The organism is Enterobacter sp. JJBC (genome assembly GCF_036936505.1).
Classification (GTDB): Bacteria; Pseudomonadota; Gammaproteobacteria; order Enterobacterales; family Enterobacteriaceae; genus Enterobacter; species Enterobacter hormaechei_C.
The window spans coordinates 4,797,223-4,810,230 of sequence record NZ_CP136935.1; the positions used below are offsets into that span (position 1 = coordinate 4,797,223).

The 13,008-nt window shown below is 53.9% G+C and carries 9 protein-coding genes, 1 tRNA gene and 3 rRNA genes; 4 read left to right on the forward strand and 9 right to left on the reverse strand.

Annotation, left to right across the window (positions count from 1 at the left end; all coding sequences use genetic code 11):
* Positions 1–36: 36 nt before the first annotated feature.
* The gene (locus RY075_RS23005; RefSeq protein WP_003861904.1) at positions 37–306 is read right to left on the reverse strand and encodes a YihD family protein; all 270 of its coding nucleotides are present in this window, start codon (positions 304–306) and stop codon (positions 37–39) included.
* A gap of 68 nt (positions 307–374) precedes the next feature.
* Between RY075_RS23005 and mobA the strand changes: the two genes are divergently transcribed.
* Together mobA and mobB are read left to right on the forward strand one after the other, a co-directional pair.
* Positions 375–959, forward strand: a complete 585-nt coding sequence (gene mobA / locus RY075_RS23010; RefSeq protein WP_045895052.1) for a molybdenum cofactor guanylyltransferase MobA — start codon at positions 375–377, stop codon at positions 957–959.
* Positions 956–1,459, forward strand: coding sequence for a molybdopterin-guanine dinucleotide biosynthesis protein MobB (mobB, locus tag RY075_RS23015; protein WP_003861899.1), 504 nt, complete (start codon positions 956–958; stop codon positions 1,457–1,459). Before mobA ends, mobB begins: the two co-directional genes overlap by 4 nt.
* 94 nt (positions 1,460–1,553) lie before the next feature.
* Here mobB and rrf read toward each other — a convergent pair.
* The 4 genes from rrf to RY075_RS23035 form a co-directional block, all read right to left on the reverse strand.
* Positions 1,554–1,669, reverse strand: a 5S ribosomal RNA gene (rrf, locus tag RY075_RS23020).
* A 70-nt stretch (positions 1,670–1,739) separates the two neighbouring features.
* Positions 1,740–4,645 (reverse strand): 23S ribosomal RNA (locus RY075_RS23025).
* Positions 4,646–4,827: 182 nt separating this feature from the next.
* Positions 4,828–4,903: transfer RNA gene (locus RY075_RS23030), tRNA-Glu, on the reverse strand.
* An 84-nt stretch (positions 4,904–4,987) separates the two neighbouring features.
* Positions 4,988–6,529 (reverse strand): 16S ribosomal RNA (locus RY075_RS23035).
* Together the 16S, 23S and 5S rRNA genes with 1 tRNA gene alongside form the textbook arrangement of a ribosomal RNA operon.
* Before the next feature lie 456 nt (positions 6,530–6,985).
* On the opposite strand from RY075_RS23035, the gene RY075_RS23040 reads away from it, so the two are divergent.
* On the forward strand, positions 6,986–7,693 hold the full coding sequence (locus RY075_RS23040; protein WP_003862405.1) for a FadR/GntR family transcriptional regulator: 708 nt from the start codon (positions 6,986–6,988) through the stop codon (positions 7,691–7,693).
* Entirely contained in the window at positions 7,690–9,123 is a 1,434-nt protein-coding gene (gene mdtD, locus RY075_RS23045; RefSeq protein ID WP_045895400.1) for a multidrug transporter subunit MdtD, read from the forward strand. Before RY075_RS23040 ends, mdtD begins: the two co-directional genes overlap by 4 nt.
* Here mdtD and rbsR read toward each other — a convergent pair.
* From rbsR to rbsC, 4 genes are all read right to left on the reverse strand, one after another.
* On the reverse strand, positions 9,089–10,081 hold the full coding sequence (gene rbsR, locus RY075_RS23050) for a ribose operon transcriptional repressor RbsR (RefSeq protein WP_003862402.1): 993 nt from the start codon (positions 10,079–10,081) through the stop codon (positions 9,089–9,091). The two genes, mdtD and rbsR, sit on opposite strands and share 35 nt — an antisense overlap.
* A 3-nt stretch (positions 10,082–10,084) precedes the next feature.
* Positions 10,085–11,014, reverse strand: coding sequence for a ribokinase (gene rbsK, locus RY075_RS23055; RefSeq protein ID WP_003862399.1), 930 nt, complete (start codon positions 11,012–11,014; stop codon positions 10,085–10,087).
* Between the two features lie 108 nt (positions 11,015–11,122).
* Positions 11,123–12,013, reverse strand: a complete 891-nt coding sequence (gene rbsB, locus RY075_RS23060) for a ribose ABC transporter substrate-binding protein RbsB (RefSeq protein WP_003862397.1) — start codon at positions 12,011–12,013, stop codon at positions 11,123–11,125.
* A gap of 27 nt (positions 12,014–12,040) precedes the next feature.
* Positions 12,041–13,006 (reverse strand): ribose ABC transporter permease, encoded by a 966-nt coding sequence (gene rbsC / locus RY075_RS23065; protein WP_003862395.1) that lies wholly within the window; start codon positions 13,004–13,006, stop codon positions 12,041–12,043.
* Positions 13,007–13,008: the final 2 nt, after the last annotated feature.

The window sequence follows — 13,008 nt, forward strand, 5'->3', positions numbered from 1 at the left end:
TCTTGTGGCGATTTCGGTGGCTCCGCTTACAAGCTTTTACTCTTTAATTACGCCTCGGGCGCGCAGTAATGCGGTTTTAAAATCCTCTTCATAATCTTTCTGAATGCCAGGAATAACAGCATCTTTAGCCGAGTCACGCATTTTCAGGTGGTAGATCAGGATGTCGTCAGAAAGGTCCGCCAGTTCGCCATCAAAACCTGACTCTTTCGCCAGTTTCTGTAAAAATTGCATCAGATTCAGCTCTGGCTCTTTTTGCCAGGCCGGCTGGAGAAGCTCAATGACTTCATTAAGACGTTTACATTTCATAGTAGTGCTCCTTTCATTTAGAGAGACACGTTAGCAGGGTCAATCCCACAATAAAAGAGGCGATATTCGTGAATCAATGCCAGGAAATCATCGGGGTTGTTCTGGCCGGGGGCAGGGCAACGCGAATGGGTGGAAAGGATAAGGGACTTCAGCTCCTGAACAACACACCATTATGGCAGCATGTTGCTGATACGCTTGCAGATCAGGTGTCATCGATGGCGATCAGCGCTAACCGACATGTTGATATCTATCAGCGCAGCGGGTATCCGGTTTATCAGGATAACCTGGTGGACTACCCCGGTCCGCTGGCGGGAATGCTTTCTGTTATGCAGCAGTCGTACGGAGAGTGGTTTCTCTTTTGTCCATGTGATACGCCCTTCATCCCGTCCTGTCTGGTTGAACGTCTGGTGCAGCGGCGCGGTGGTGCTCCCGTCGTCTGGGTACACGACGGTGAACGCGACCATCCAACGATCGCATTGATTAATCGCTCGTTAATATCCGCGCTGGAAGATTACCTGGCCGCAGGAGAGCGACGCGTCATGGTATTTATGCGCCAGTCCGGAGGGCATTCCGTTGATTTCAGCGACATGAAATCGGCGTTTGTGAATGTAAACACGACGGAAGATTTGCAGATGATGCAGGAGAGAAAATGATACCCGTATTAGCGATCTCAGCCTGGAGTGGCACCGGGAAAACTTCGCTGCTAAAAAAACTGATACCTGCACTTTGCGCCAAAGGCATTCGTCCCGGATTGATTAAGCATACGCACCATAACATGGATGTCGATAAACCGGGGAAAGATAGCTATGAGCTGCGTAAGGCTGGCGCTGCACAAACGATGGTGGCGAGTAACCAGCGCTGGGCGTTAATGACAGAAACACCGGATGAAGCACCGCTGGATCTCGCTTATCTTGTCAGCCGGATGGATCACTCCACGCTGGATTTGGTGCTGGTTGAGGGGTTTAAGCATGAGGCTGTTGCGAAGATCCTGCTATTCAGAAGCGATGCCGGACATGACGTAAGTGAGTTAACGCTGGATGAACATGTGATTGCCGTGGCCAGTGACGTTGCGTTGACGCTGAAAGTACCGGTTCTGGATTTGAATAATGTGGAGGGGATTGCAGCGTTTATTTCGGCGTGGTGTGCAGTCTGAAATCTGCCGGGTGACGGCTTCTTAAGGCCTGCCGTTTTTCAGCAAACAAACGCAAAAAGGCCATCCTTGCGGATGGCCTCTTCACTTGTTTGATGCCTGGCAGTTCCCTACTCTCACATGGGGAGACCCCACACTACCATCGGCGCTACGGCGTTTCACTTCTGAGTTCGGCATGGGGTCAGGTGGGACCACCGCGCTAAAGCCGCCAGGCAAATTCTGTTTAATCTGTATCAGGCTGAAAATCGTGTCTGTCTCTTCGCCAAAACACCTTCGGCGTTGTAAGGTTAAGCCTCACGGTTCATTAGTATCGGTTAGCTCAACGCATCGCTGCGCTTACACACCCGACCTATCAACGTCGTCGTCTTCAACGTTCCTTCAGGAGACTTAAAGTCTCAGGGAGAACTCATCTCGGGGCAAGTTTCGTGCTTAGATGCTTTCAGCACTTATCTCTTCCGCATTTAGCTACCGGGCAGTGCCATTGGCATGACAACCCGAACACCAGTGATGCGTCCACTCCGGTCCTCTCGTACTAGGAGCAGCCCCCCTCAATTCTCCAGCGCCCACGGCAGATAGGGACCGAACTGTCTCACGACGTTCTAAACCCAGCTCGCGTACCACTTTAAATGGCGAACAGCCATACCCTTGGGACCTACTTCAGCCCCAGGATGTGATGAGCCGACATCGAGGTGCCAAACACCGCCGTCGATATGAACTCTTGGGCGGTATCAGCCTGTTATCCCCGGAGTACCTTTTATCCGTTGAGCGATGGCCCTTCCATTCAGAACCACCGGATCACTATGACCTGCTTTCGCACCTGCTCGCGCCGTCACGCTCGCAGTCAAGCTGGCTTATGCCATTGCACTAACCTCCTGATGTCCGACCAGGATTAGCCAACCTTCGTGCTCCTCCGTTACTCTTTGGGAGGAGACCGCCCCAGTCAAACTACCCACCAGACACTGTCCGCAACCCGGATCACGGGTCTACGTTAGAACACCAGCCATTAAAGGGTGGTATTTCAAGGATGGCTCCACGCAGACTGGCGTCCACGCTTCAAAGCCTCCCACCTATCCTACACATCAAGGACCAGTGTTCAGTGTCAAGCTATAGTAAAGGTTCACGGGGTCTTTCCGTCTTGCCGCGGGTACACTGCATCTTCACAGCGAGTTCAATTTCACTGAGTCTCGGGTGGAGACAGCCTGGCCATCATTACGCCATTCGTGCAGGTCGGAACTTACCCGACAAGGAATTTCGCTACCTTAGGACCGTTATAGTTACGGCCGCCGTTTACCGGGGCTTCGATCAAGAGCTTCGCGTTGCCGCTGACCCCATCAATTAACCTTCCGGCACCGGGCAGGCGTCACACCGTATACGTCCACTTTCGTGTTTGCACAGTGCTGTGTTTTTAATAAACAGTTGCAGCCAGCTGGTATCTTCGACTGATTTCAGCTCCGTCCGCAGGGACTTCACCTACATATCAGCGTGCCTTCTCCCGAAGTTACGGCACCATTTTGCCTAGTTCCTTCACCCGAGTTCTCTCAAGCGCCTTGGTATTCTCTACCTGACCACCTGTGTCGGTTTGGGGTACGATTTCGTGTTACCTGATGCTTAGAGGCTTTTCCTGGAAGCAGGGCATTTATCACTTCAGCACCGTAGTGCCTCGTCATCACACCTCAGCGTTAACAAGGTACCGGATTTACCTGGAACCTCCGCCTACATGCTTAAACCGGGACAACCGTCGCCCGGCTGACATAGCCTTCTCCGTCCCCCCTTCGCAGTAACACCAAGTACAGGAATATTAACCTGTTTCCCATCGACTACGCCTTTCGGCCTCGCCTTAGGGGTCGACTCACCCTGCCCCGATTAACGTTGGACAGGAACCCTTGGTCTTCCGGCGAGCGGGCTTTTCACCCGCTTTATCGTTACTTATGTCAGCATTCGCACTTCTGATACCTCCAGCATGCCTCACAGCACACCTTCAACGGCTTACAGAACGCTCCCCTACCCAACAACGCATAAGCGTCGCTGCCGCAGCTTCGGTGCATGGTTTAGCCCCGTTACATCTTCCGCGCAGGCCGACTCGACCAGTGAGCTATTACGCTTTCTTTAAATGATGGCTGCTTCTAAGCCAACATCCTGGCTGTCTGTGCCTTCCCACATCGTTTCCCACTTAACCATGACTTTGGGACCTTAGCTGGCGGTCTGGGTTGTTTCCCTCTTCACGACGGACGTTAGCACCCGCCGTGTGTCTCCCGTGATAACATTCTTCGGTATTCGTAGTTTGCATCGGGTTGGTAAGCCGGGATGGCCCCCTAGCCGAAACAGTGCTCTACCCCCGAAGATGAGTTCACGAGGCGCTACCTAAATAGCTTTCGGGGAGAACCAGCTATCTCCCGGTTTGATTGGCCTTTCACCCCCAGCCACAGGTCATCCGCTAATTTTTCAACATTAGTCGGTTCGGTCCTCCAGTTAGTGTTACCCAACCTTCAACCTGCCCATGGCTAGATCACCGGGTTTCGGGTCTATACCCTGCAACTTAACGCCCAGTTAAGACTCGGTTTCCCTTCGGCTCCCCTATACGGTTAACCTTGCTACAGAATATAAGTCGCTGACCCATTATACAAAAGGTACGCAGTCACCCCATAAAGAGGCTCCCACTGCTTGTACGTACACGGTTTCAGGTTCTTTTTCACTCCCCTCGCCGGGGTTCTTTTCGCCTTTCCCTCACGGTACTGGTTCACTATCGGTCAGTCAGGAGTATTTAGCCTTGGAGGATGGTCCCCCCATATTCAGACAGGATACCACGTGTCCCGCCCTACTCTTCGAGTTCACAGCATGTGCATTTTCGTGTACGGGACTATCACCCTGTACCGTCGGACTTTCCAGACCGTTCCACTAACACACAAGCTGATTCAGACTCCGGGCTGCTCCCCGTTCGCTCGCCGCTACTGGGGGAATCTCGGTTGATTTCTTTTCCTCGGGGTACTTAGATGTTTCAGTTCCCCCGGTTCGCCTCGTTAACCTATGTATTCAGTTAACGATAGTGTGTCGGAACACACTGGGTTTCCCCATTCGGACATCGCCGGGTCAAAGGTTCATATCACCTCGCCGGCGCTTTTCGCAGATTAGCACGTCCTTCATCGCCTCTGACTGCCAGGGCATCCACCGTGTACGCTTAGTCGCTTAACCTCACAACCCGAAGATGTTTCACTTCTGATTGCGAAAATTTGAGAGACTCGAACACACATGAGCTGTGTGTCGTTTCAATTTTCAGCTTGATCCAGATTTTTAAAGAGCAAATATCTCAAACGTGACTCGCAAGTCAGTTTTGAGATATGACGGCAGGTGACTTTCACTCACGAACCAGCAAGTGGCGTCCCCTAGGGGATTCGAACCCCTGTTACCGCCGTGAAAGGGCGGTGTCCTGGGCCTCTAGACGAAGGGGACGTACAGTCTCAATCGCAAGACGCCTTGCTATTTACTTTTCATCAGACAATCTGTGTGAGCACTGCAAAGGCAGGTTCTTTAAGGTAAGGAGGTGATCCAACCGCAGGTTCCCCTACGGTTACCTTGTTACGACTTCACCCCAGTCATGAATCACAAAGTGGTAAGCGCCCTCCCGAAGGTTAAGCTACCTACTTCTTTTGCAACCCACTCCCATGGTGTGACGGGCGGTGTGTACAAGGCCCGGGAACGTATTCACCGTGGCATTCTGATCCACGATTACTAGCGATTCCGACTTCATGGAGTCGAGTTGCAGACTCCAATCCGGACTACGACGCACTTTATGAGGTCCGCTTGCTCTCGCGAGGTCGCTTCTCTTTGTATGCGCCATTGTAGCACGTGTGTAGCCCTACTCGTAAGGGCCATGATGACTTGACGTCATCCCCACCTTCCTCCAGTTTATCACTGGCAGTCTCCTTTGAGTTCCCGGCCTAACCGCTGGCAACAAAGGATAAGGGTTGCGCTCGTTGCGGGACTTAACCCAACATTTCACAACACGAGCTGACGACAGCCATGCAGCACCTGTCTCAGAGTTCCCGAAGGCACCAAAGCATCTCTGCTAAGTTCTCTGGATGTCAAGAGTAGGTAAGGTTCTTCGCGTTGCATCGAATTAAACCACATGCTCCACCGCTTGTGCGGGCCCCCGTCAATTCATTTGAGTTTTAACCTTGCGGCCGTACTCCCCAGGCGGTCGACTTAACGCGTTAGCTCCGGAAGCCACGCCTCAAGGGCACAACCTCCAAGTCGACATCGTTTACGGCGTGGACTACCAGGGTATCTAATCCTGTTTGCTCCCCACGCTTTCGCACCTGAGCGTCAGTCTTTGTCCAGGGGGCCGCCTTCGCCACCGGTATTCCTCCAGATCTCTACGCATTTCACCGCTACACCTGGAATTCTACCCCCCTCTACAAGACTCTAGCCTGCCAGTTTCGAATGCAGTTCCCAGGTTGAGCCCGGGGATTTCACATCCGACTTGACAGACCGCCTGCGTGCGCTTTACGCCCAGTAATTCCGATTAACGCTTGCACCCTCCGTATTACCGCGGCTGCTGGCACGGAGTTAGCCGGTGCTTCTTCTGCGGGTAACGTCAATCGACAAGGTTATTAACCTTATCGCCTTCCTCCCCGCTGAAAGTACTTTACAACCCGAAGGCCTTCTTCATACACGCGGCATGGCTGCATCAGGCTTGCGCCCATTGTGCAATATTCCCCACTGCTGCCTCCCGTAGGAGTCTGGACCGTGTCTCAGTTCCAGTGTGGCTGGTCATCCTCTCAGACCAGCTAGGGATCGTCGCCTAGGTGAGCCGTTACCCCACCTACTAGCTAATCCCATCTGGGCACATCCGATGGCAAGAGGCCCGAAGGTCCCCCTCTTTGGTCTTGCGACGTTATGCGGTATTAGCTACCGTTTCCAGTAGTTATCCCCCTCCATCAGGCAGTTTCCCAGACATTACTCACCCGTCCGCCACTCGTCAGCGAAGCAGCAAGCTGCTTCCTGTTACCGTTCGACTTGCATGTGTTAGGCCTGCCGCCAGCGTTCAATCTGAGCCATGATCAAACTCTTCAATTTAAAAGTTTGATGCTCAATGAATTAAACTTCGTAATGAATTACGTGTTCACTCGTTGAGACTTGGTATTCATTTAGTGTCCGAGGACATTAAGAATCCATGTCACTTTGAGTGCCCACACAGATTGTCTGATAAATTGTTAAAGAGCAGTGCCGCTTCGTTTTCGCTGCGGCGCGGGGTGTGCATATTACGCTTTCCCGCTTCAGAGTCAAGCGTTTGTTTTGCTTTTCTCTGCTGACCCGGCGGCGTGTGTGCCGTTGTTCCGTGTCAGTGGAGGCGCATTATAGGGAGTTCTTCTGAAGTGACAAGAGGAAATTTAAAAAAAAATTTCTGACCGTGTTTTTTTTCACCAAAAGCGATGAGATCCAGCTACAAATTGTTCTATTTGATGTATCTGCAACCACAATCACACCTGAGATGGCATAATTAGCCGCATCAATATCTAAGGAATAAAAGCGATGCCATTAAGCGCACAACAGCTGGCAGCTCAAAAAAACCTGTCCTATGTGCTGGCAGAGAAACTGGCGCAGCTGATCTTAGCGGGTAAATATGCTCCAGGTAGCATCCTGCCCAGCGAGATGGAGCTGGGAGATCAGTTTGGCGTTAGCCGTACAGCCGTTCGCGAAGCGGTAAAAACATTGACGGCGAAAGGGATGGTGCTTCCACGCCCGCGCATTGGCACCCGCGTTATGCCTCAGGGAAACTGGAACTTTCTCGATCAGGAGTTGCTCACCTGGTGGATGACCGAAGATAACTTTAATCAGGTCGTCGATCACTTTCTGGTCATGCGCAGCAGTCTTGAACCTCAGGCCTGTCTGCTTGCCGCCACGCTCGGCACAGCAGAGCAAAAAGCGCAGCTCAATACTTTGATGGAAGAGATGGTGGATCTGAAAAAGCACTTTAACCGCGAGCGCTGGATAGCGGTCGATATGGCCTGGCATGAACATATCTATAATATGAGCGGAAATCCTTTCCTGACCTCCTTTGCTTCTTTATTCCATTCTGTGTACCACACTTACTTTACCTCTATCACACAGGATGAGGTGGTGAAGCTGGATCTGCATCAGGCGATAGTCGATGCCATTCAGGAGAGCGACGGGCAGCGAGCCCTGAGTGCGTGCCAGGCGTTGCTGGCCGCGCCAACCCACCAGCAGGTAAATAAATGACAGAGAAAAAAGCACGCAGTATGGCCGGATTGCCGTGGATTGCAGCCATGGCGTTCTTTATGCAGGCACTTGATGCCACTATCCTCAATACCGCCCTTCCCGCCATAGCACAAAGCCTTAACCGCTCCCCTCTGGCGATGCAATCCGCCATCATCAGCTACACCCTGACGGTGGCGATGCTTATTCCGGTCAGCGGCTGGCTGGCCGATCGTTTCGGCACGCGTAAAGTATTCATGCTGGCGGTGACGTTGTTCACCCTCGGTTCTCTGGCTTGCGCCCTCTCCACCTCTCTGACGGAACTGGTTATCTTCCGCGTTCTACAGGGGATAGGCGGCGCGATGATGATGCCCGTCGCGCGTCTGGCGTTATTGCGCGCCTATCCGCGCAGCGAACTGCTCCCGGTGCTCAACTTTGTGACTATGCCGGGGCTGGTCGGCCCGATACTTGGCCCGGTTCTCGGCGGCGTCCTGGTGACCTGGGCAAGCTGGCACTGGATCTTCCTGATTAATATTCCGATTGGTGTGGCAGGGCTGATTTATGCCCGTAAATATATGCCGAACTTCACCACGCCAAGACGCAGCTTCGATATGGGCGGCTTCTTCCTGTTTGGCCTGAGCCTGGTCCTGTTCTCCAGCGGGATGGAGCTGTTTGGCGAGAAAATCGTAGCGACGTGGCTGGCGCTGGCCGTCATCATTAGCGGGATTCTGCTGTTCCTTCTATATATACGTCATGCGCGTCGCCATCCGACACCGCTTATCTCTTTATCTCTGTTTAACACCCGAACGTTTTCCGTCGGGATCGCGGGCAATATTGCCTCGCGTCTGGGCACGGGCTGCGTACCGTTCCTGATGCCGCTGATGCTCCAGGTCGGTTTCGGCTATCCGGCCCTGATTGCTGGCTGCATGATGGCGCCCACGGCGATGGGCTCGATTCTGGCAAAATCGACGGTCACGCAGGTGCTGCGCTGGTTTGGCTATCGTAAGACGCTGGTTGGCGTGACGATCTTTATCGGATTGATGATTGCGCAGTTCTCTCTGCAATCTGCGGCGTTACCAATCTGGATGCTGATCCTGCCGCTGTTTGTGCTGGGTATGGCCATGTCGACGCAGTTTACGTCGATGAACACCATCACCCTTGCGGACCTCACCGACGAGAATGCCAGCAGCGGCAACAGCGTACTGGCGGTCACTCAACAGCTGTCGATCAGCCTCGGGGTTGCCGTAAGCGCGGCGGTACTGCGGTTTTATGAAGGGTTTGACGGTACAAATACCGTTGAGCAGTTCCACTATACCTTTATCACCATGGGCGCGCTTACCGTGGTATCGGCGGTGGTCTTTATGTTGTTAAAACCAAAAGACGGCCGGAACCTGATTAAAGAGCGTCACAAAGAGAAGGCTAAACCGAACCGCGTTCCATCAGAACAGGAGTAAGCTGCAAACGTTGCTGTTGCAGCGTGGGCTGGGCCATGCGGTGGATCAACACATCGATGGCCAGCTCGCCCAGTTCATCTTTCGGCTGATGGATGGTGGTCAGCGGCGGCGTCATGTAGCGCGCCAGTTCGATATCATCGTAACCGACGATCGCCATGTCGTCCGGGACACGTAATCCCGCCTGATAAAGCGCCTGATAAGCTCCGAATGCCATCGCATCATTACCGATAAACACCGCCTGCGGGCGCGGCTCTTGCGCCAGCAGTTTCTGCATTGCTTCAAATCCACCGTTAAATTCGAAATCGCCGGTGATGCGATAGCCATCAGGAATGGCAAGCCCCGCACGTTCCATGGCCGAAAGATAGCCTTCCAGACGCAAGCGCGCCGGGGTTTTATCCAGCGGGCCGGTAATACAGGCAATGCGGGTATGACCTTTATCGATCAGATGCTGAGTCGCCATATCGCCGCCCAGCAGCGAGTTATCCTGGATCAGATCGCTGGTGCCGTCGAACGGCGCCCAGTCCATCATCACCGTGGGAATAGAAGGGTAGCGCTGGATGATCTCTTTCGAAGGTTGATGCGTTTCGGTACAGAGCAGCAGCAGCCCGTCGACGCGTTTTTGCATCAGCGTTTCCAGGTTACGGTTCATGCGCTGCTCATCGCCTTCGGTATTGCACAGCACCAGGCTGTAGCCGCGCTCGAAGCAGCTGCGCTCCACGCCGCGCACCAGTTCAGAATAGAAAGGATTGGTACTGGCCGTGATCAGCATGCCGATGGTGCGCGTCTGGTTAAGCTTAAGGCTGCGCGCCAGCGCGGACGGCGCATAGTTGAGTTCTTTAATTGCAGCGTCAACTTTCTCCCGAATCGCCTCGCTGACGAAGCGATCGTTATTGATAACGTGGGAAACAGTCGAGGTAGAAACGCCCGCCATACGGGCGACATCTTTCATTGTGGCCAAGCGTTACCCCTGCTGACTTAAGAATTCATCAATCTCTTTACGCCATGGAACAGAAGGCTGAGCGCCTTTACGCGTCACCGCGATCGCAGCGGCGGCATGCGCGAAGCGGATCGCGTCATCCATTGCTTTTCCTTCCAGCAGCGCCGTTACCAGCGCACCGTTGAAGGTGTCTCCTGCGGCGATGGTATCAATGGCTTTGACCTTAAAGCCCGGCACGCGACGACCTTCGCCATTGACGCTAGCCCACACCCCACGGCTGCCGAGGGTGATGATCACGGTGCCGATGCCTTTATCATGCAGCGCAAGCGCGGCACGCGCTGCATCGTCATCATTTTCGACACGGATACCCGTCAGCTTTTCCGCTTCGGTTTCGTTCGGGGTGATAATATCCACCAGCGCCAGCAGCTCGTCTGATAATACACGGGCAGGTGCCGGGTTAAGTACGACAGAGGTATGATTTTCATGCGCAATTTTCGCAGCGGCCAGCACGCTTTCGACCGGTGACTCCAGCTGCATCAGCAGGGCTTCCGCTCCGGCGATGATCCCACGCTGCGCTTCGACGCGTTCAGTCGTTAACGCGGCATTAGCCCCTGCATGAATACCGATGACATTCTCACCTTCCGCATTGACAAAAATCAGCGCCACGCCGGTAGATTCCCCTGCAACCACGCTGACGGGTGCGATGTCGATGTTGTCGCTTGCGAGCTGTTTGCGTACGCGCTCGCCGGTATCGTCATCACCCGTACAGGCGATAAACGCGATATTCGCCCCGCTGCGTCCGGCGGCAACCGCCTGGTTTGCGCCCTTACCGCCGAACGCCACCTGATACTGATTGCCGGTGACGGTTTCGCCCGGAGTGGGGAACGTTTCAAGGTTAAGAATGTGATCGGCATTGATACTGCCAAGGACGACGAGGTTGCCTGCGGTTTTCATGTATTGAGGTGTCCATCTAAGAGCGCCACCGGTATTACCCGGTGGCGTATGCCACACTTTTCTTTTATTTGGTGTCCCTCAGGCAGCCAGCGACTGCCTGAATCGCCTTTACTGCTTAATGACCAGTTTCAGGTCAACAGGATATTTGGCCTGAACTTTTTCGCCCTTCAGCACTTTATCGGCAGTTTGCACGCCAGTCGCGCCAATCTGCTCAGGCAGCTGAGCGATGGTCGCAGCCAGTTTGCCATCATTTACTGCTTTTTCACCATCCGGCGTGCCGTCAAATCCGACAACCATCACATCTGATTTACCCGCAGTCTGGAGCGCACGCAGCGCACCGAGCGCCATTTCGTCGTTCTGTGCGAATACCGCCTGCACATCAGGATGCGCGGTCAGCAGGTTCTGCATGACGTTCAGACCCTTTGTACGGTCGAAGTCTGCCGGCTGGCTCGCCAGCACGTTGAATTTGTGCGCCGCTACAGCCTGCTGGAAACCCTCACCACGTTCACGGGCCGCGGAAGTCCCGGCGATACCCTGCAACTCAATCACTTTCGCGCCTTCACCGGCTTTCTTCGCGATGTAGTCGCCGGCGATTTTACCGCCCAGTACGTTATCAGACGCAATGTGGCTGACCACATCCCCTTTCGTTGCCTGACGGTCAAGGGTGATTACCGGGATCTTCGCCTGGTTTGCCATCTTCACGGCATTACCGACCGCGTCGGAATCGGTTGGGTTGATCAGCAGGATTTTGGTGCCACGAACGGTTAAGTCCTGAACGTTAGCCAGCTCTTTCGCCGGGTTGTTCTGAGAATCCAGCACCACCAGGTTGTAGCCCAGTTTATCTGCTTCTTTCTGCGCGCCATCCTTCAGGGAGACGAAGAACGGGTTGTTCAGGGTAGAGACAACCAGCGCGATGGTGTCCTTCGCCATGGCGTTAGCACTTACGGTTGCGCTCAGCGCGACAGCAGAAACCAGGGTAGCCAGTTTTTTCATGTTCATATCTAAGATGTCCTGTAGTGTCGTCAGTTACTGTTTTTTGTTGTCTACCAGTACCGCCAGCAAAATCACCACTGCCTTAACGATCATCTGGTAATAGGAGGAAACACCTAACAAATTCAAACCATTATTCAGGAAACCGAGGATCAGTGCGCCGATCAATGTCCCAACAATGCGACCTTTACCGCCCGCAAGACTCGTACCGCCCAGAACCACTGCCGCGATGGCATCCAGCTCATAGCCCGTACCCGCCGTTGGCTGTGCGGAAGAGAGGCGCGCCACTTCGATGATGCCCGCCAGAGACGCCAGCAGGCCGCACAGGGAGTAAACGATAATTTTGACTTTATTAACGCTGATACCGGACAGGCGCGTTGCCGCTTCGTTACCGCCCAGCGCATAGATATAACGACCCAGACGGGTATGGTGCAGCATGTACCACGCCGCCAGGAAAACGATAGCCATGATCCAGACCGGGGTCGGGACACCCAGCGGGCGACCGATACCGAACCAGCCAAACAGATCGGCGTTATCGGTAAAGCCGGTATTAATCGGGCTGCCGTTGGTGTACACCATGGTCACACCGCGCAGCAGCAGCATCATCACCAGCGTGGCGATGAACGCCTGAACGCGACCTTTCGCCACAATTACGCCGGTTACGGCGCCAATTGCCGCACCTGCCGCCAGCGCAGCGGCAACGGCCACCAGCGCGTTGACCTCAATACCGACAATCGACGCGGCGATCGCGCCGGTGAGGGCCAGCAGGGAACCGACGGACAGATCGATACCCGAGGTCAAAATCACCAGCGTCATCCCCACCGCCATAATGGCGTTGACAGAGGTCTGCTGAAGAATGTTGAACAGGTTATTGACGGTAAAAAAGTTCGGGCTCATGGTCGAGACAATCGCGATCAGCACCAGCAGGGCAATCAGCGATTTTTGTTCCATCAGCCATGCCTTTGTGAAATAGCGGCGACCAGAAACAGCCTGGGTAGTCATCT

Bases quoted from the DNA above. Each gene is read 5' to 3' on its own strand.
- RY075_RS23005 (WP_003861904.1), bottom strand. From the start codon at position 306: ATGAAATGTAAACGTCTTAATGAAGTCATTGAGCTTCTCCAGCCGGCC.
- mobB (WP_003861899.1), top strand. From the start codon at position 956: ATGATACCCGTATTAGCGATCTCAGCCTGGAGTGGCACCGGGAAAACT.
- RY075_RS23040 (WP_003862405.1), top strand. From the start codon at position 6,986: ATGCCATTAAGCGCACAACAGCTGGCAGCTCAAAAAAACCTGTCCTAT.
- mdtD (WP_045895400.1), top strand. From the start codon at position 7,690: ATGACAGAGAAAAAAGCACGCAGTATGGCCGGATTGCCGTGGATTGCA.
- rbsK (WP_003862399.1), bottom strand. From the start codon at position 11,014: ATGAAAACCGCAGGCAACCTCGTCGTCCTTGGCAGTATCAATGCCGAT.
- rbsB (WP_003862397.1), bottom strand. From the start codon at position 12,013: ATGAACATGAAAAAACTGGCTACCCTGGTTTCTGCTGTCGCGCTGAGC.
- rbsC (WP_003862395.1), bottom strand. From the start codon at position 13,006: ATGACTACCCAGGCTGTTTCTGGTCGCCGCTATTTCACAAAGGCATGG.